Below are 18,878 nucleotides of genomic sequence, written 5' to 3' on the forward strand. Positions count from 1 at the left end.
TCGAATCTTTGAGCGATTCACCAGTTCGGTTAATACCGTCGCGTTTCGCTTCCGTTTGAGCGTCGCATCTGCCAGTTGCGGTTTTTCGGCCGGCCCCTGATCGTCAGTGCTCGCCCGTACGCTGGAGGCATGACCACGACGGGGGTAGCGGACCACGAGGCGGCCGGGGGGCCGTGGTGGTGGGGGCGGCGGCGTAGTGCCGTGTTCGATGTGGGGTTGGGGGTGGTGTCGGGCGCGGAGTGCGCGGCCGAGGGTGTGGCGTTCGCCGGGCGGGCCGGGGTGCCGGTCGCGGTGGGTGTGGTGATCGGCGTGCTGGCCGGTTCCGTGCTGGTGCTGCGGCGGCGGTGGCCGATCGCGGTGGTCCTTGTGTCGATCGCGGTGACTCCGGCGAACATGGGCTTTCTGCTGACGGTGGTGGGGCTCTACACGCTCGCCGCGTCCGAGGTGCCGCGGCGGATCACGGCTGCGCTGGCGGGGATGTCGCTCGCGGGCACGATGATCGTGACGTTCGTGCGGTCCCGGCAGGACATGGCGCAGGGGAACCTGGAGCTGGGCGAGTGGTTCGTGCCGTTCATCGCGGTGACGGCCTCGCTGGGGGTGACGGCTCCGCCGTTGTTGCTGGGTCTGTACGTGGGGGCGCGGCGGCGGTTGATGGAGTCGTTGCGGGAGCGTGCGGACAGCCTGGAGCGGGAGTTGCAGCTGCTCGCGGAGCGGGCCGAGGAGCGGGCGGAGTGGGCGCGCAACGAGGAGCGGACGCGGATCGCGCGCGAGATGCATGACGTGGTGGCGCACCGGGTGAGCCTGATGGTGGTGCATGCGGCGGCGTTGCAGGCGGTGGCGCGGAAGGACCCGGAGATGGCGGTGCGGAACGCGGCGCTGGTGGGGGACATGGGTCGGCAGGCGTTGACCGAACTGCGGGAGATGCTGGGGGTGTTGCGTACGGGGGAGGCGGTGCGGAGCGGGGTGCAGGCGCCGCTTGCCGTGGTGGGGGAGGCGGCTGCGGCGGCGGCTTCGCGGGCGCGGGTCGAGGAGGGCCCGGGGCCGTGTCTGGCGGATCTGGAGGAGCTGCTGGGGCAGTCCCGCTCGGCGGGGATGGCGGTGGTGCTGTCGGTGGACGGGGTGCCGGGGAGTTATCCGGCGGAGGTGGAGCAGACCGCGTACCGGGTGATCCAGGAGGGGCTGACGAACGTGCACAAGCATGCGTCGGGTGCGAAGACGTATGTGCGGGTGGCGCATCGCGGAGGTGAGGTGGCGATGCAGGTGGAGAACGAGCCGCCGCCGGAGGGTGTGGGGGACGAGGCGCGGTTGCCGAGCGGGGGGAATGGTCTGGTGGGGATGAAGGAGCGGGTGGGGGCGCTCGGTGGGGTGTTTGTGTCGGGGCCGACGGATGCGGGTGGGTTCCGGGTGTCGGCGGTGATTCCGGCTCGGGGGTAGGCCCCCTGCTGGGCTCCCTGCCGGGCTTGTGTCAGGCCCCTGTCGGGCTCCCTGCCGGGGCTTGTGTCAGGCCCCTGCCGGGCTCCCTGTCGGGGCTTGTGTCCGGCCCCTGCCAGGCCCGGCCCGGGGCTCGTGCCAGCGCTCGTGTGTCAGTTTGCCGTGAGGCGGGTCGGCATGGTGCCGGAGATGAGGGTGTCGAGGGCGGCGTCGATGTCGGGGCCCGCGTACCAGTCGCCGGAGTGGTCGAGGGCGTAGACGCGGCCTTCGGCGTCGATGGCGATGAGGGCCTGGGTGTCGGTCTCCTCGCCGAGGGGGCACATCTCGGTGTCGAGGGCGCGGCCGAGGTCGCCGAGGGTGCGGGCCATGTGGAGGCCGCACAGGGGGTCGATGCGGAGGGTGACGGGGGCGATCTGGCGGCCGGGGCCGGTGGGGGTGAGGGTGAGGCCGCCGAATTCGGCCCAGACCTCGACGGCGGCGGGGAAGACGGTGTGCCGGTGGCCTGCGGGTGAGGTGTGCTGACGGAGGGCGTCGGCCCAGTGTTCGGCCTGCTTGATGTCCCAGCGGCCGGGCTGCCAGCCGGAGGCGCGCAGGGCGTCGTCGACGGTGACGGAGAAGCGGGTCGTGGAGGTGCGCGCGGCGGCGCGGTCGGCGGGGGGCATCAGGCCTGGTCCTCGGCGGGTGCGGCGGGTGCGGCGGGTGCTGCGTTCTCGGTGGGCCCGGTGGGTCCGGTGGGTCTGGTGGCTCCCGTAGGCCCGGTGGGTTCGTGGCCCGTGGGTTCAGCGGGTTCGGCGGGGGCGACGACGCGTACGCCGAAGTGGGCGATGAGGGCGCTGCAGGAGCGGCAGGGGGTGGCGAAGGCGCCGTGCAGGGGGTCGCCGGCCTCGCGGATGCGGCGGGTGGTGAGTTTGGCATGTTTGAGCGCTTTGCGGGCTTCGCTCGGGGTGAGGGGCTTGCGCTGGGCGCGCTTGGAGCGTCCGGCCTCGACGACGCTGAGGTGCCGGGAGAGGAGGAGGGCTTCGGGGCAGCGGCCGGTGGAGCGTTCGCGCTGGCCGCTGGTGAGGGTGTCGAGGAAGTCCTGGACGAGGGGGTGCAGTTCGGGGGCGGTGTCGCCGCGTCCGGCGGTGGAGGTGAGGGTTTCGCCGCGTACGGAGAGTGCGGCGGCGACGGTGGGCAGGATGCCGTCGCGGCGGTGCCGGAGCGCGGGCGGCGGGGTCGTCCCGGTGGCGCTCCAGCTGAGGCGCGGGTCGCCCGCGCTGTGCGGTTGTGCGGTGTGCATGTGGGCTCTGGTCCCCTCCCTGGGCCCCGTCCGGCGGATCTTGCCGGGGGCGTGGGGCTTGGCCGGCCCGTGGGGGTGACCTCTGGTGGCGCCCCCTGCACTCCCCGGAGTGCGGGGACAGCCTGCCAAATGGCGTGCCTGGTGCGGAAGCTGGGGCTGTGTGTGTTGTGTCGTTTCGTCGTACCGTCACGTACGGGTGACCGCAGGTCACGGAAGCGGACGCCCGGTGACCGGGGGTGCGGCAGCGCTTAGGCTGTGGCGTGTCGGCCGTGCGTGGCCGGCCCGTCTCAGGACTCGGTGGACTCGGTGATTCCGTCGGGGACGCGATGGATTCGATCCGAACCTTCAGATGTGCCGCAGGGGGCAACCGCCATGACGACAGGTCGGCTCGGCCTTGGGGTATCGCCCGGTTCCCAGGCCGCGGCAGCCGCGCCGCCGAACGCGGCGTACGCCGGTCAGCTCGTGCACTTCCCGGACCCGGTGCGGGCCGCGCGCCATCCGCGCGGGGTGCGGATGGGCTCGGACGGCCATCCGGATTTCTCGCCGTATGCGCGTGCCGCCGCGGAGGTGGCGGATCCGCCGGAGGGCTTCGGCGTGGACGAGCTGCGGCTGACGGACTACGTGTCGGCGAACGCGGCGCTCGCGGCGGACGGCCATGAGCTGTGGGACACGATCCCGGCGGTGGCGACGCCGCACGGCTGGACGTGGCACCACGTGGCGGGCACGCGTCGCCTGGAGCTGATCCCGGTCGAGGTGAAGGCGCTGCTGCGGCATCACGGCGGTATCGCGACGGCGGTGGTGGACCAGGAGAAGCGCGGTACGCGGCCGTTGCAGGAGACGCTGCCCGCGCACTTCCGGCTGCCGAAGGCGCGGCTCGCGGTGTCGGAGCAGCAGCTGATCGGCATCGAGGAGGACCTGGGCTATCGGCTGCCGGGTGCGTACCGCTCGTTCCTGAAGGCGGCGGGCGGCTGCGCGCCGGCCGGGGCGGCGCTCGACGCGGAGCTGGGGCTGCTCGTCGATCAGCCGTTCTTCACGGTGCGGGACGAGGCGGCGGTGAACGACCTCTTCTACGTCAACAAGTGTCTGCGGGACCACCTGACGAAGGACTACCTGGGGGTGGCGTTCGTGCAGGGCGGGATCATCGCGGTGAAGGTGCGCGGTGACCGGCTCGGTTCGGTGTGGTTCTGTCCGTACGACGATGCTCGTGACCGGGACGGTCTGACGATCGAGGACCGGGTGGAGCGTTTGTTGCTGCCGTGCGGTGAGGACTTCGACGCGTTTCTGTCCCGCCTCGCGGGCAATCCGCCGGAGCTGGAGACGGTGGCGAACCTGATGGTGGACGGCGGCTTCGCGCGTGCCGTGCCGGTGTCCGCGGTGGGGGAGTGAGCAGGCGATGGTGACGTTCGCACAGGCGCAGGAGCGCGCCGAGGAGTGGATCAACGGCGATGTGCCGGCGTATCAGCACCGTGAGGTGCGGGTGCGCGAGTTCGACCTGGGCTTCGTGGTCTGGGCCGAGGACCGTGCGGAGGGTCCGCGGTCCGAGGGCGGCGGGCAGCGCCTGGTGATCGCCCGGGACAGCGGCGAGGCCACGCTGTGGCCGGGGCTTCCGGTGGGCGAGGTGATCAGGCGGTACGAGGAGGAGTACGCGGTCGCCGGGACGCCGGACGCCCCGGCGGGCCCGGAGCGGGTGGACCTCCACCAGACGTCGTTCCTGCTGAGCCCGCCGGAGTGGCTGCAGGAGGCCGCGGATCAGATGGGCATCGGGGGGCGGGGGGAGGTGCCGTCCGGGGCTTCGTCCGGGGCTTCGTCCGGGGTTCCGTCCGGGCCTGCGTCCGGGGCGGTGTCGCTTGGGGCTTCGGGGGCGGCTGTGCCTCCGGCTGCCCCTGCGGTTCCCGCTGTGCCTGAGCCGCCGGTCGTGCCTGAGCCGCCGGTCGTGCCTGAGCCGCCGGTCGTGCCCGAGGCTCCCGTCGTGCCCGAGCCGCCGGTCGCGCCCGAGGCTCCCGTCGTACGGGATGCCCCGGCTGTGCCGGATGCCGCGGCTGCCGCCGGTGACGGCTGGCCGAGTGCGGGTGGGGGCGAGACGCTCGCGCGGACCGAGGCCGGGGCCGGGCCCGTGGACGCGACGCCCTGGGCCGGTACGGACACGAACGCGGACGACGACGACCGTTCCGTCTCGCTGCCCAACACCGTGACCGCGCCTGCCCTTTCGGGTTCGGACGACGACGCGGCGCCGCCCGCGGTCGCGCCGGACGCCAAGACCGCGCTGATGGAGGGCGGCAGCCAGCTCCCGCCGACCGCCGTGTCGCCTGCCTACCGGCGCGAGGAGCAGTCGGTCGCACCGCCCGCGCCGCCCGCCTCGGGCGGTCCGGGCACGCCTCCGCCGCCTCCCGCCGTACCCGCGGCGCCGGGGGTTCCGGGTGCGCCGCAGCCGTCGTCGTACGGGTATCCGCCCGCGCCGCCCGCGGAGTCCGGGGCTGCCGGGGGCGCTGCCGGGGCCGGGGCCGGAGATGTGGCGGGCGATGACGTGTCCACCGCCGCCTCGCCGTCCGACTTCGAGGAGGAGGCGGCCGCCGAGCCGACGGCGCCCGCCTCGGGGCCGGGTGCGCCCGGGACTCCGGCCGGTGGGTACGTACCGACGCAGCTGGTCTCCTCGCTCGGCCCCGACGGGCCGCAGCCACCCGGGCCGCCCAACCCGCCCGGTCCCCCCACTCCTCCCGGTCCCCCCGCTCCTCCCGGTCCTCCCGCACCGCCGTCGGCGGGTGACAGTGCCGGTGGCGGGATGCACCACGCGGCGACGATGTTCGCCGACCCGAGCGCGATGGGCCCTGGCGCGATGGGCCCGGGCGCCCCGCAGCCGCCCGGTCCCCCTGGACCTCCTGGTGCGCCTGGTGCACCCGGCGTCCCGCAGCCGCCCGGTCCGCCCGGTGTTCCGGGTGCGCCGCAGCCTCCCGGTCCGCCCGGGGTGCCCGGTGCGGGGTCCGGTGGGATGCATCACGCGGCGACGATGTTCGCCGACCCGAGCGCGATGGGCCCTGGCGCGATGGGCCCGGGCGCCCCGCAGCCGCCCGGCCCGCCCGGTGCGCCCGGCGCGCCTCAGCCTCCCGGCCCGCCTGGCGCTCCCGGCGCGCCCGGTGCTCCGGGTGCGGGCTCGACTCCGGCTGCGCCCGCGGCACCTGGAGCCCCCGCCGCGCCTGGTACGCCTGGTGCTCCCGGTGCTCCCGGTGCCCCCGGCGAGGGCGTGCATCACGCCGCGACGATGCTCGCCGGTCCCGCGGTCGGCGGTCCGGCCGCGCCCGTCGGGCCGCCCGGTCCGCCGCCGGGCCCGCCGCCCGGCGCGCCGCAGCCGCCGCAGGCCCCGGCACCGGCTCCCGGCCAGGCCCCGGCACCAACTCCCGGCCAGGCCCCCGCTCCCGGCCAGGCCCCCGCGTACGGCTATCCGCAGCAGCAGCCCGCCGGGCAGCCGACCGTCGGACCCGGCTACCAGGCCGTGCTGCGCTACCGCGCGCAGGACGGCTCCGAGCAGCAGCTGATCCGCCGCTCCGCGCCCGGTATGCCGCACCCGGAGTGGCAGATGCTGCACGAGCTGCGCGGCATGAACGTGCCGCCGCAGCAGGTGCTCGAACTCCACACGGAGCTGGAGTCCTGCGAGCTGCCCGGTGCCTACTGCGCGCGCATGATCCGCGAGAACTGGCCGCAGGCGCGCATCACGTCGATCGCCCCGTACGGCACGGACCACGCCTCGCGCCAGCAGGGCATGCAGCAACTCCTCGCCCACCAGGGCGAGTTGCACCAGGTCGCGGACGGTCCGGCGCGGCCGGCGCCGGTGCGGGTGCCGGTGCAGCCGGTGCAGCCCGCGCCGCCGATTCCGCCGGACGGGGTGGCGCAGGAGCTGGCCGGGGCGTTCGGGCCGCAGGGCATCTTCCGCTTCGACCAGCGGGCGGTGTCGCGGCAGGGCGTGCCGGACATCGTGGCGCACACGCTGATGTGGTCCGGCCTGCCGGTGGACGTCGGCCCGTTCTTCTGGGCGCAGGCCCAGCCGGGGCGGCCGGTGCCGACGCTGGCCGAGCTGGCGCAGGAGCGCGGTGTGCAGCCCGCGTCCGACGCCGGGTCGTACCTCGTCATGGGCAGCGACTTCGGCCGGGCGATCTGTGTGCAGTACGGCACGGCGAACATCGTGGCGGTGCCGGTCGAGGCCGGGCCCGGCGGTGCGTCGGCCGCGCCGCAGTTCGTCAACACGGGCCTGCCGGAGTTCGTCCGCTGCCTGGCGCTGCTCGGGCGGATGTGGCGGCTGCGGTACGGGCTCAACCAGGAGCAGGCGGGCCGCTGGACGGTCGACTTCCAGCAGCAGCTGGCCGCGCTCGACGGGGCCGCGCTCGGGTCGCCGGACAGCTGGTGGTCGGTGCTGCTTGAGCAGATGTGGGACGGGCTGCTGTAGGGCCTCGGTCAGGCAATGCTGCTCGGTCAGGTCGGTCTGCCTTACTCCGGCGCCGGGTTCCGCCCAGGACAGGGCGGTCCCGGCGCCGCGTCGTTCTCGTATGCCCCCGTCTCGTATACCGGCCCCGTATGCCCGCCCCGTATACCCGCCCCGTATGCCCCCGCCTCGTATACCCGCCCCGTATGCCCGTCTCGTACGCCTCGTCGGCCGGAATTCCGGCTTCGCCCGGTTTTCGCGCATCCTTGACCGAGGACATGGGTGGAGTGTCGCGGTATGAGCGCTTCCGCGTGATCCATCAAGATGTGCGCCGAAGAGTTCGCGGGAGAAGAGGTTCCAGGATGAGTGCAGCGCCGACACCCCCCGGCTTCACTGTCGTACGGGGCCGTGGCTATCGGCCGCAGCAGGTGGACGCGTACGCCGCGGGTGTCTGCGCCGACCGGGACGCCGCCTGGGAGCGGGCGGCCCGGCTGACCGTGCTCGCCAAGGAGATGGAGGACGAGGCCGTCCGGCTGCGTGAGGTCGTGGCGCAGCTGTCCCCGCAGACGTACGACACCCTCAGCAGCCGCGCCCGGCAGCTGCTCGCCACCGCCCGGGAGGAGGCCGACGACGTTCTCGGCGCAGGCCGGGCCGGAGCGCTGCGGGCGACCGAGGAGGCCGAGGCGTACGGGCTGCGGCAGCGCGAGGAGGCCGCCGGGTACGCCGAGTCGGTGCGCGGGGCGGCGGAGGACCATGCGGGGCGGGTGCTGGACGCGGCGCGCGGCGAGGTCGACGGGATCAGGGCCGGCGTGCGGGCCGGGACCAAGGAGGTGCGCGGCGAGGCCCTCGCGGTGCTGCGGGCGACGCGGGAGCGGTGCGAGCGGCTCCTCGCGGACCAGGCGAAGGGGCAGGCAGAGCAGCGTGAGGCCGAGCGGCGGGAGGAGGCGGAGCGGGGCGCGGCGGCGGAGGCGTACGAGTCGGAGCTCGCCGGGGCGGGCGAGGCGCGGCTCGCGGAGGCGGAGCGGGCGCTTTCCGAGGCGGAGGAGTCGGCGCGGCACGGGCAGGAGGACGCGGAGGCGCGCGCGGCGGAGGTCCTTGCCGAGGCGCGGCTGCGGGCGGAGCGGCTGGAGCGGGAGACGGAGCGGGTGCTGCGGGAGCATGCGGAGGCCTCGGAGGAGGTGCGGGCGCATATGGACCACGTACGGAGCAGCTTGGCCGGCTTGGTGGGGTCCGGGAGTACGGTGCCGCCGCAGGCTTCCGGGTGAGGTTGCTGTGGGCGAACCGATCGGCGCTGCGCCTCGTGAGGCAGGCTGTACCTGGCGTGAGGCAGGCTGCACATGGCGTTCGGTTCGACCGAAGTGATCAGTCGGCCGAGGGCGCGTGGGGCCTGGGGTTTTCGCGGGGCGCCTGAGACGGTTCCTGGGTCGCAGCCCCGGCCGCCCCGGTCTCCCCGGCAGCCCCGGCCGCCCCGGCCGCCTCGGTCTCCCCGGCCGCCCCGGTCTCTCCGGTCGCCCCGGTCTCTCCGGGCTCCCCCTTCCGTACGGGAAACCGCCGCGGCGCCACCGTCAGCAGGACGACGAGGGCGAGGCCGGCGGCGCAGGCCGCGCCCAGGTACACCGAGTCGACGGCGGCGTCGATCGCGCGGCGCACCCCCGCGTCGCCCGGGTTGCGCGCGGCGGAGTCCAGGTCGGCGGAGCCGCCGAGCCGGTCCGTCAGGACGCCGTTGGCCACCGCGCCGAACACGGCGGCGCCGACGGTCTGGCCGATCTGGCGGCAGAACAGCACGGAAGCCGTCGTCGTACCGCGCTCCGCCCAGCCCACCGTGGACTGCACGCCGACGATCAGCGGCAGCTGGAACAGGCCGAGCGCGGCGCCGAGCAGCAGCATGATCAGCGCGGGCTGCCAGGCCGCGCCGGGATACGGCACCAGCTGGAACGACAGCAGGACCAGGGCGGCGGCGCCGACGCCGACGACGGCGGTGTTGCGGAAGCCGATCCGCCGGTAGACGTGCTGGCTGAGGGCCGCCGACACGGGCCAGCTGAGCGTCATCACGCTGAGTACGAACCCGGCGGCCACCGGGTCGAGCCGCAGCACGGACTGGGCGTACGTCGGCAGGAACACGGTCGGCGCGACCATCAGCAGGCCGAGCGCGCCGAGGGCCAGGTTGACGGCGGCGATCGTGCGGCGCTTCCACACCCAGCCGGGGATGATCGGCTCGGCCGCCCGGCGCTCGACGACCACCGTGACGACGGCGAGCAGCGCGCCCGTACCGAAGAGGGCGAGGGACGGGGCGGACAGCCAGGGCCAGGCGACGCCGCCCTGGACGACCGCGGTGAGCAGGACGCCGCCGCAGGCGAAGACGGCGAGCGCGCCCGCCCAGTCGACGCTGAGCCGGGTGGCCCGTTCGCGTGCGGGTTCGTGCAGGTGGCGGGCGATCAGCCAGAGGGCGAAGGCTCCGACGGGCAGGTTGATGAGGAAGATCCAGCGCCAGTCGGCGTACGCGGCGAGCACCCCGCCGAGCCCCGGCCCCGCCACCGAGGAGAGCGCCCACACGGTGGACAGCCGGGCCTGGATTCTGGGGCGCTGCTCCAGCGGGTACAGGTCGGCGGCGAGGGTCTGGACGGTGCCCTGGATGGCACCGCCGCCGAGGCCCTGGACGATCCGGAAGGCGATCAGGGAGGCCATGTCCCAGGCGCCGGCGCAGAGCAGCGAGCCGACGAGGAAGAGGGCGATGCCGAAGATCAGGACGGGCTTGCGGCCGAACGTGTCGGAGAGCTTGCCGTAGAGGGGCAGGGTGACGGTGACGGCGAGCAGGTAGCCGGAGAACAGCCAGGAGAAGACGGAGAAGCCGCCGAGGTCGCCGACGATCTGCGGGACGGCGGTCGCGATGATCGTGGCGTCGAGCGCGGCGAGCGCCATGGCGAGCATCAGGGCGGCCACGACGGCCCCGCGCCTGCGTGGGCCGGTGCCGCCCGGTGTTTCCGGTATGCCTTGCGCTGCCGCCACCGGCCCCGTTCCTTTCCCTATACATCCATCTGCGCGCCGTCGGACACCTTCTCACCTCTTCGGCCGCGGCGGGAGAGGCGTCACCCGACGACGCGCTGCAGCACCACATGCCCGCCGGCCGTGCCCGCGATCTCGTACGTGGCGTCCGGGTGCAGGTCGCGGGCCGTGCGCAGCGGGTCCTCGTACTTGCCGTCGGTGTTGTCGAGGGCGAGGTAGTCGGGGGTGACGCCCTGGGTGTTGCCGATCCAGAAGACCCGGCAGCGGGAGGTCAGGCGGCTGATCGGGGCGATGTTGGCCTCGACGCTCGCGCCGTCCGGGATGCGGTCGAGGAGTTCCTTGGCGGCGGCGACGCGCGGGGTCTCGCGGTACGTGGCGGCCTCGGTGAGCGTGCCGAGCGGCAGGGCCGTGGTCAGGGCGAGCGCCGCGGCGGCCACGGCGGCCGGCAGCTGGGCCGCGTATGCGCGGAGCCAGGGCCGGGGGCTGTGGCGCGAGCGGCGGAGGGCGTCGACGAGGGCGAGCGCGACGACGGGCATGAGGACGGCGCTGTAGTGCCAGTCGGTGCCCCAGTAGTGGCTGTCGCCGGAGACGAAGCGCCAGCCGAGCGTGGGCAGGGCGACGATCAGGAGCGGGGAGCGCAGGGCGAGCAGCCCGGTCGTGGGGATGAGCAGCCAGCCGAGGGTGCGGAGTTTGACGTCGAGGCCGTCGAGCGGGGTGGGGCCCGCGCTGACCTTGGACCAGTAGTCGTAGCCGCCGGTGGTGTTGAACGCGGGTATGAGCACGGTGAACGTGAGCAGCGCGGCGAGCGCCCCGAAGGCGGCGAGCCCGACGGCCCACCACGCGGTCCGCCGCCGCGTCCGGCGGGCGCGCACCGCGACGACCACGGCGAGCGCGGAGCAGGTGAGCCCCAGGTCCTCCTTGACGAACACCAGCGGCAGCGCCCACCACAGCGCGGCCCGCCACCGCTCGCGCAGCACGGCCTCCAGGGAGAGCGCGATCAGCGGTACGGCGAAGGCGATCTCGTGGAAGTCGAAGTCGACGGCGCGCTGCAGCCCCCAGGAGAGCCCGTACGCCACCCCGATCGCGAGGCCCCGCGCCCGCCCGAGCAGCCGGGCCGCGACCCGCGCCACCACCGCCGCGGACAGCGCGAACAGCGCGGCCTGCGCGAGCAGCAGCGTCACCGGCGAGGGGAAGACCCGGTAGAGGGGCGCGAGGAGCGCGGTGACGGGCGAGAAGTGGTCGCCGAGGATGTGCGTGCCGGGACCCTTGAGGTCGGCGATCGGCGCCTGCAGGTGGGCGTAGGCCCGGATCGCCTGCTCGAAGATCCCGAGGTCCCAGGAACGGTTCTCCATCCGGTACCAGCGGAGGACGGAGAGCAGGGCGTACGCGAGGAAGAGGGCGGTGGCGAGGAGGTACGGGTCGTACTTCGCGCGGCACGCGGCCCCCGCCGCTCGGGTGTCGGTGCTGGCGCCGCGGGCGGTGGTCAGGTCGGTACCGGGCATGGGGGCCATGGTCGCAGCTGGGCGTTTTTCCCTTACCCGCCCCTTCCAGGGGCTCAAAACTGAGCCCCTCCGGCGATTGAGGAGCGGGGGTCCGGGGGCCGGCCCCCGAAGCGCCGCAGGCTTTCGGGAAGGGGCGGGGTGGGGAAAGAACCGGCGTACGCTGGGAACCCCCGGCCCGGAACCCGTGTCGGGCGTCGCGCGTTGCCCGCTTCCCGGACGGAAAGCCCCTTCATGAGCCTGCACGGTCTGCTCGACACGGTCGTCAAGGACGCCGCACTCACCGAAGCGGTGAACGCCGCCACCGACGGCCGGCGCAACCACGTCGACCTGGTCGGCCCGCCCGCCGCCCGCCCCTTCGCGGTCGCCGCGCTCGCGCGGGAGGCGAAGCGGCCGGTGCTCGCCGTGACCGCCACCGGCCGCGAGGCCGAGGACCTGGCGGCGGCGCTGCGCTCGCTGCTCGACCCGAGCGGGGTCGTGGAGTACCCGTCGTGGGAGACGCTGCCGCACGAGCGGCTCAGCCCGCGCAGCGACACCGTGGGCCGCCGCCTCGCCGTCCTGCGCCGCCTCGCCCACCCGAGCACCGACGACCCGGAGACCGGCCCGGTCTCCGTCGTCGTGGCCCCCGTGCGTTCCGTGCTGCAGCCGCAGGTCAAGGGGCTCGGCGACCTGGAGCCGGTGAGCCTGAAGCAGGGCTGGTCCGTCGACCTGAACGACACCGTCGAAGCGCTCGCGGCCGCCGCGTACGCCCGGGTCGAACTGGTCGAGAAGCGCGGCGAGTTCGCGGTCCGCGGCGGCATCCTCGACGTGTTCCCGCCGACCGAGGAACACCCGCTGCGGATCGAGTTCTGGGGCGACGACGTCGAGGAGATCCGCTACTTCAAGGTCGCCGACCAGCGGTCCCTGGAGATCGCCGAGCACGGCCTGTGGGCGCCGCCCTGCCGCGAGCTGCTGCTCACCGAGGACGTACGGGAGCGGGCCGCGGACCTCGCCGAACGCCACCCCGAGCTGGGCGAACTGCTCGGCAAGATCGCCGAGGGCATCGCCGTGGAGGGCATGGAATCCCTTGCCCCGGTCCTGGTGGACGACATGGAGCTGCTGCTCGACGTCCTGCCGTCGAACGCCATGGCGGTGGTGTGCGACCCGGAGCGGGTGCGGACGCGCGCCGCCGACCTGGTCGCCACGTCGCAGGAGTTCCTGCAGGCCAGCTGGGCCGCGACCGCCGGGGGAGGGGAGGCGCCGATCGACGTGGGCGCGGCCTCGCTGTGGGGCATCGCGGACGTCCGGGACCGGGCGCGCGAGCTCGGCATGATGTGGTGGTCGGTGTCCCCCTTCGCCGCCGACGAAGAGCTGGACCCCGAGGACGGCGACACCCTCAAGCTCGGCATGCACGCCCCCGAGACGTACCGCGGCGACACCGCCCGCGCCCTCGCCGACACCAAGGGCTGGCTGGCCGACGGCTGGCGCACGGTGTACGTGACGGAGGGCCACGGCCCGGCCGCCCGTACCGTCGAGGTGCTCGGCGGCGAGGGCATCGCCGCCCGCCTCGATGCGGACCTGGCGGAGATCTCCCCGTCCGTGGTGCACGTGGCCTGCGGCTCCGTCGAGTACGGCTTCGTGGACGAGGCGCTGAAGCTCGCCGTGCTCACCGAGACCGACCTGACCGGACAGAAGGCCGCCGGCAAGGACGGGCAGCGGATGCCGGCCAGGCGCCGCAAGACCATCGACCCGCTCACCCTCGAATCCGGCGACTACATCGTGCACGAGCAGCACGGCGTGGGCCGCTACATCGAGATGGTGCAGCGCGTGGTGCAGGGCGCGACCCGCGAGTACCTGGTCGTCGAGTACGCCCCGGCCAAGCGCGGCCAGCCCGGCGACCGCCTGTACATCCCCACCGACCAGCTGGAGCAGATCACCAAGTACGTCGGCGGCGAGGCCCCCACCCTGCACCGGCTGGGCGGCGCCGACTGGACGAAGACCAAGGCCCGCGCGAAGAAGGCCGTCAAGGAGATCGCCGCCGACCTCATCAAGTTGTACTCCGCGCGAATGGCGGCCCCCGGCCACACCTTCGGCCCGGACACGCCGTGGCAGCGCGAGCTGGAGGACGCCTTCCCGTACGCGGAGACCCCGGACCAGCTGACGACGATCGCCGAGGTCAAGGAGGACATGGAGAAGTCGGTCCCGATGGACCGGCTGATCTGCGGCGACGTCGGCTACGGCAAGACGGAGATCGCGGTCCGCGCGGCGTTCAAGGCGGTCCAGGACGGCAAGCAGGTCGCCGTCCTCGTCCCGACGACTCTTCTCGTGCAGCAGCACTTCGGCACGTTCACCGAGCGGTACGGCCAATTCCCCGTCAGCGTAAAGGCGCTGAGCCGCTTCCAGACCGACACCGAGTCCAAGGCGACCCTGGAAGGGCTGAAGGGCGGCGCGGTCGACATCGTCATCGGCACGCACCGCCTGTTCTCCTCCGAGACCAAGTTCAAGGACCTGGGCCTGGTCATCGTCGACGAGGAGCAGCGCTTCGGCGTCGAGCACAAGGAGCAGCTGAAGAAGCTCCGCGCGAACGTCGACGTCCTGACGATGTCGGCCACGCCCATCCCCCGTACGCTCGAAATGGCCGTGACCGGCATCCGCGAGATGTCGACCATCACGACCCCGCCGGAGGAACGGCACCCGGTCCTGACCTTCGTCGGCCCGTACGAGGAGAAGCAGATCGGCGCGGCCCTCCGCCGCGAACTCCTGCGCGAGGGCCAGGTCTTCTACATCCACAACCGGGTGGAGTCCATCGACCGGGCGGCGGCCCGCCTCCGGGACATCGTGCCGGAGGCGCGGATCGCGACGGCCCACGGCCAGATGTCCGAACAGGCCCTGGAGCAAGTGGTGGTGGACTTCTGGGAGAAGAAGTACGACGTGCTCGTCTCCACCACGATCGTCGAGTCCGGCATCGACATCTCCAACGCCAACACCCTGATCGTCGAGCGCGGCGACAACTTCGGCCTCTCCCAGCTGCACCAGCTGCGCGGCCGCGTGGGCCGTGGCCGCGAGCGCGGCTACGCGTACTTCCTCTACCCGCCGGAGAAGCCCCTCACCGAGACCGCCCACGAACGCCTCGCCACGATCGCCCAGCACACCGAGATGGGCGCGGGCATGTACGTGGCGATGAAGGACCTGGAGATCCGCGGCGCCGGAAACCTCCTGGGCGGCGAGCAGTCGGGCCACATCGCGGGCGTCGGCTTCGACCTGTACGTCCGGATGGTCGGCGAGGCGGTGGCGGACTACCGGGCCTCGCTCGAAGGCGGCGTGGAGGAGGAGCCGCCGCTTGAGGTCAAGATCGAGCTCCCGGTCGACGCGCACGTCCCGCACGACTACGCCCCCGGCGAGCGCCTCCGCCTGGCGGCCTACCGCGCCATCGCCTCGGCGGGCTCCGAGGAGGACATCAAGGCCGTACGCGAGGAACTTGTCGACCGCTACGGCAAGTTGCCGGAACCGGTGGAGAACCTGCTCCTGGTCGCGGGCCTGCGCATGCTCGCCCGCGCCTGCGAGGTCGGCGAGATCGTGCTCCAGGGCAACAACATCCGCTTCGCGCCGGTGGAGCTGCGCGAGTCCCAGGAGCTCCGCCTCAAGCGGCTCTACCCGGGCACGGTCGTCAAGCCCACGGGCCGGCAACTCCTCGTCCCCCGCCCGAAGACGGCGAAGGTCGGCGGCAAGCCGGTGGTCGGACGTGAACTCCTGGCGTGGGTGGGTGAGTTCCTGACGTCGATCCTCGGCTCGTGACGGCTCACTCGGCCGGGGTGCACGCCTGCGCGATCGACAGGCTGTTCTCGTAGAGGTGGTGCCGGGTGATCCGGCCGTCCTCAACGCTGAGCCGCAACGCGAACGGCCCGCCGAAGGCCTTCCCCGTGGCCCGTACGACCCCGGAGAGGCGCCCGACGACCCCGGCGTCCGCCCCGTCGACGATCAGCGCGTCCACGGAGGCCTGCTGGCCCTCGACGTACGCACCCAACTCAACACCCTGAGCGGCACATTCGCACCCCGTCGACCGCGGCCGGATCCACCCTGCCGGGGGGTGGGGGAGGGGGCGATTACCCGGGAGGTAAGGGGCCGTCGTAATTCGGTACCGTCCCGGTCGGACGCCCCGCTAGCGTGCGCCGCATGGACGCCGAGAAGCCCCGCGCCGCCCGCAGCGACCTGACGATCAGCACGCTCGCCGAGCGGCCCGAACTGGCCGACGCCTTCTGGGTGTTGGGTGACGCCTGGCCGCGGTTCGTCACCGAGGACCCGGTCGGATGGATCCTCTGGGGCCGCATCGTGTCCGAGCTGCCGGAGTACGTGCTGGTCGCCACCGATGCGCGCGGTGAACTCGTCGCCCGCGCGCTCAGCGTGCCCTTCGCCCTGGACGCCAAGGGCCGCGGCGCCCTGCCCGACGGCGGCTGGGACCGCGTCCTCATGTGGGCGTTCTCCGACCGCAGGCACGGCACCGCGCCCGACACCGTCAGCGCCATCGAGATCACCGTCGCACCCGGCGCCCAGGGCGGCGGTCTCTCGTACGCGATGCTCGACGCCATGGCCGCGGGCGCCCGCGCGCGTGGCTTCGGGACGCTCGTCGCGCCGGTCCGGCCCAGCGCCAAGCACCTCGAACCGCGCACGCCCATGGAGGAGTACGCGCGCCGGCTGCGCCGCGACGGGCTGCCGCACGACCCCTGGCTGCGCGTCCACGTCCGCTTCGGCGGCGTCGTCGAGTCGGTGGCCCGCACCTCCATGACTGTCTCCGGCACCCTGGAGGAGTGGCGTACGTGGACGGGCCTGCCCTTCGACGCGGCCGGTGAGGTCGAGGTGCCCCGGGCGCTGGTGCCGGTGCACTGCGCTGCGGACCAGGGTTACGCCGTGTATGTCGAGCCCAATGTGTGGGTCCGGCACACGCTTTGAGCCGTCGGACGGGCACGCTCCGCGTACGCGGCTCGGGCGCCCAGCCGGGCAACTCAGGTCCGGCTGTCGGTTCTGGGGGCTAGTCTCGACCTTGCACACGCCCGTTCGGTTTCCAGGAGCAGCCCCCATGCACGGCCACGGCTATGCACCGCCGCCACAGCGCCCCTCGTCCGCGCAGCTCGTCGGGTTGCGCGTGCTTTTCGTGACGTTGGCGCTGATGTCCTGCGGCTTCCTCTCCTGGGTCCCGCTGCTGCGCCTCGCCATCGTCACGCGCGCGGTGCGGGACTGGTGGCTGTTCGCCGGGTCGATCTTCCTCGTCTTCGCCTCCGTCATGCTGATCGGGGACGACAGCACGGCCGACCTCGACACCGTCCAGGAGAACCTGGGCCTGATGCTCCTGCTCGGCGGTCTCGTCGCCGCCGTCACGTACTACCTCATCGCGGAGATCCGTCACTTCGCGAAGCAGCCGTCGTACGCCGCCCCGTTCGCACCGCCCCAGGGCCCGCCCGTCCAGGGCCAGTACGGGTACCCGGCGCAGCCCAACCCCGCCCAGGAGCCGACCCGCCCCACCGGCCTGCCGCAGCCCGGGCCCGGTCAAACGCCCGGCGCCGCCGCCCCGCAGCACCCCGCGCCCGCCCGCATCGACCAGGTCAGAGCCGAACTTGACGAGCTGAGCAGCCTGTTGCGCCAGGACGGAACCCAGCAGGACGGAACCCAGCAGGACGGAACCCAGCAGGACGGAACCCAGCAGGACGGCCGCGCTGAGGGCGAGCGCCGGTGAGCGGACGCCTGATCTCCGGCCGGTACGAACTCGCCCAGCAGATCGGCCAGGGCGGCATGGGCCAGGTCTGGACGGCCTACGACCAGCGCCTCGACCGCCGCGTCGCCGTCAAGCTACTCCGCCCCGACCGGGTCGCCGGCGGGGAGGCCGAGGAGCTGCGCCGCCGCTTCGTGCGCGAGTGCCGCGTCACCGCCCAGGTCGACCACCCCGGCCTGGTCACGGTCCACGACGCGGGCAGCGAAGGCGACGACCTGTTCCTCGTCATGCAGCACGTCGACGGCACCGACCTCGCCGACCACATCGAGCGGCACACGCCCTACCCCTGGCCGTGGGCCGTCGCCGTCGCCGCGCAACTGTGCGCCGTGCTCTGCTCGGTGCACGCCGTGCCGATCGTGCACCGCGACCTCAAGCCGCGGAACGTGATGGTGAAACCGGACGGCACGCTCACCGTCCTCGACCTCGGCGTCGCCTCCGTCATGGACACCGACTCCACCCGCCTCACCCACACCGGCTCGCCCATCGGCAGCCCGGCGTACATGGCCCCCGAACAGGCCATGGGCGGCGCCGTCGGCCCGTACACCGACCTGTACGCACTGGGCATCCTGCTCTACGAACTCCTCAGCGGGAACGTCCCGTTCGACGGCGCCACCGTCCTCGGTGTCCTCCACAGCCACCTCTACGAAGCGCCGGTCCCCGTCCGCAGCAAGCGCCCCGAGATCCCCGAACAGCTCGAAGCGCTCGTGACGCGGCTGCTCGCCAAGGAGCCGAAGGAACGCCCGGACTCCGCGCAGGAGGTCTTCGAGGCGCTGGCCCCGCTCCTGCCCGCGCGCGGCACCCCCACCGGCATGCTCGACCCCACCCGCCCCTTCCTGCGCCCCGGCGCCCCCTGGCCCGACCGCGCCGGCACGCCCGCACCCGTACCGGTCCCGCCGCGCCCCGCCGCCCCGCCCTCGGCCGCGGGCACCTCGCAGATCGCCCGCGCCGTCGACGACGTGAAGCGGCTGCTCGGCGAGGGCCGCGTCACCCAGGCCGTCGACCTCCTCGGCGCGATCCTGCCCACCGCCGAGGCCCAGCACGGCCCCCGCTCCACCGTCGTACGCACGCTCCGCAAGCAGTACGCGGCCACGCTCATGGACGACGGCCAGTTCCGCCGCGCCCTGCCCGAGCTGCGCCGCCTCGCCGACGAACGCAGCGCCGAGGCGGGCAAGGCCGACCCGGCCTCGCTGCAGTTCCGGTACGAGATGGCGCAGTGCCTGGAACAGCTCGGCGAACCGGCCGCGGCGCTCGCCGAGTACCGCTCGCTGCTGCCGTTCCACGAGAACCAGTACGTGGCCAGCACGGTCGGCGACCCCGGCAAGGCGCTCGAACTGCGCCGCCGCATCGGCCAGTTGCTGCTCGCCCTCGGCGACCGCGCGGGCGCCCACGACACCCTGGCCCGCCTCCTGTACGACGCGGAGCGGGTGCACGGGCCAGGCCATCCGCTGCCCGGCGAGATCCGCCGCACCCTGCACTGGCTCGGGCAGGTGCGCGGCTGAACCCCGGCCCGGC

At 73.7% G+C, this 18,878-nt stretch carries 11 protein-coding genes and 2 pseudogenes; 8 read left to right on the forward strand and 5 right to left on the reverse strand.

The window, feature by feature from the left end; genetic code table 11:
* Positions 1 to 129: 129 nt before the first annotated feature.
* The gene (locus QIS99_RS10505) at positions 130 to 1,434 is read left to right on the forward strand and encodes a sensor histidine kinase (protein WP_282512682.1); all 1,305 of its coding nucleotides are present in this window, start codon (positions 130 to 132) and stop codon (positions 1,432 to 1,434) included.
* 149 nt (positions 1,435 to 1,583) lie between these two features.
* On the opposite strand, the gene QIS99_RS10510 is transcribed toward QIS99_RS10505, so the two are convergent.
* Both QIS99_RS10510 and QIS99_RS10515 read right to left on the reverse strand, forming a co-directional pair.
* A complete protein-coding gene (locus QIS99_RS10510) occupies positions 1,584 to 2,093 on the reverse strand; it encodes an SUKH-3 domain-containing protein (protein WP_282512683.1) in 510 nt (169 codons plus the stop codon).
* A gap of 128 nt (positions 2,094 to 2,221) precedes the next feature.
* A pseudogene (locus QIS99_RS10515) lies at positions 2,222 to 2,710 on the reverse strand (YwqJ-related putative deaminase); the annotation flags it as partial.
* A gap of 372 nt (positions 2,711 to 3,082) precedes the next feature.
* Here QIS99_RS10515 and QIS99_RS10520 point away from each other — a divergent pair.
* The 3 genes from QIS99_RS10520 (at position 3,083) to QIS99_RS10530 (ending at position 8,386) form a co-directional block, all read left to right on the forward strand.
* On the forward strand, positions 3,083 to 4,096 hold the full coding sequence (locus tag QIS99_RS10520) for an SMI1/KNR4 family protein (RefSeq protein ID WP_282512684.1): 1,014 nt from the start codon (positions 3,083 to 3,085) through the stop codon (positions 4,094 to 4,096).
* A 7-nt stretch (positions 4,097 to 4,103) separates the two neighbouring features.
* Positions 4,104 to 7,145 carry an SUKH-4 family immunity protein gene (locus QIS99_RS10525; RefSeq protein WP_282512686.1) on the forward strand — a complete coding sequence of 1,014 codons (3,042 nt, stop codon included), beginning with the start codon at positions 4,104 to 4,106 and terminating at the stop codon, positions 7,143 to 7,145.
* 338 nt (positions 7,146 to 7,483) lie between these two features.
* Positions 7,484 to 8,386, forward strand: coding sequence for a cellulose-binding protein (locus tag QIS99_RS10530; RefSeq protein WP_282512689.1), 903 nt, complete (start codon positions 7,484 to 7,486; stop codon positions 8,384 to 8,386).
* A 97-nt stretch (positions 8,387 to 8,483) separates the two neighbouring features.
* Here the strand turns inward: QIS99_RS10530 and QIS99_RS10535 are convergent, their stop codons facing one another.
* Entirely contained in the window at positions 8,484 to 10,127 is a 1,644-nt protein-coding gene (locus tag QIS99_RS10535) for an MFS transporter (RefSeq protein WP_408909522.1), read from the reverse strand.
* An 80-nt stretch (positions 10,128 to 10,207) separates the two neighbouring features.
* The gene (locus QIS99_RS10540) at positions 10,208 to 11,626 is read right to left on the reverse strand and encodes a DUF2079 domain-containing protein (RefSeq protein ID WP_282512691.1); all 1,419 of its coding nucleotides are present in this window, start codon (positions 11,624 to 11,626) and stop codon (positions 10,208 to 10,210) included.
* Between the two features lie 231 nt (positions 11,627 to 11,857).
* Here QIS99_RS10540 and mfd point away from each other — a divergent pair, with 231 nt between their 5' ends.
* A complete protein-coding gene (gene mfd / locus QIS99_RS10545) occupies positions 11,858 to 15,397 on the forward strand; it encodes a transcription-repair coupling factor (RefSeq protein WP_282512693.1) in 3,540 nt (1,179 codons plus the stop codon).
* 4 nt (positions 15,398 to 15,401) lie between these two features.
* Here mfd and QIS99_RS10550 read toward each other — a convergent pair.
* A pseudogene (locus QIS99_RS10550) lies at positions 15,402 to 15,692 on the reverse strand (nuclear transport factor 2 family protein); the annotation flags it as partial.
* A gap of 83 nt (positions 15,693 to 15,775) precedes the next feature.
* On the opposite strand from QIS99_RS10550, the gene QIS99_RS10555 reads away from it, so the two are divergent.
* The 3 genes from QIS99_RS10555 to QIS99_RS10565 all read left to right on the forward strand — a co-directional run bounded on the left by QIS99_RS10555 (position 15,776) and on the right by QIS99_RS10565 (position 18,865).
* Complete coding sequence (locus QIS99_RS10555; protein ID WP_282512695.1) at positions 15,776 to 16,549, forward strand: N-acetyltransferase; 774 nt, start codon at positions 15,776 to 15,778, stop codon at positions 16,547 to 16,549.
* 127 nt (positions 16,550 to 16,676) lie between these two features.
* Positions 16,677 to 17,330 carry a hypothetical protein gene (locus QIS99_RS10560; protein WP_282512697.1) on the forward strand — a complete coding sequence of 218 codons (654 nt, stop codon included), beginning with the start codon at positions 16,677 to 16,679 and terminating at the stop codon, positions 17,328 to 17,330.
* On the forward strand, positions 17,327 to 18,865 hold the full coding sequence (locus QIS99_RS10565) for a serine/threonine-protein kinase (RefSeq protein WP_282512699.1): 1,539 nt from the start codon (positions 17,327 to 17,329) through the stop codon (positions 18,863 to 18,865). Before QIS99_RS10560 ends, QIS99_RS10565 begins: the two co-directional genes overlap by 4 nt.
* Positions 18,866 to 18,878: the final 13 nt, after the last annotated feature.

Source organism: Streptomyces solicavernae, assembly GCF_029968095.1.
GTDB classification, from domain to species: domain Bacteria; phylum Actinomycetota; class Actinomycetes; order Streptomycetales; family Streptomycetaceae; genus Streptomyces; species Streptomyces solicavernae.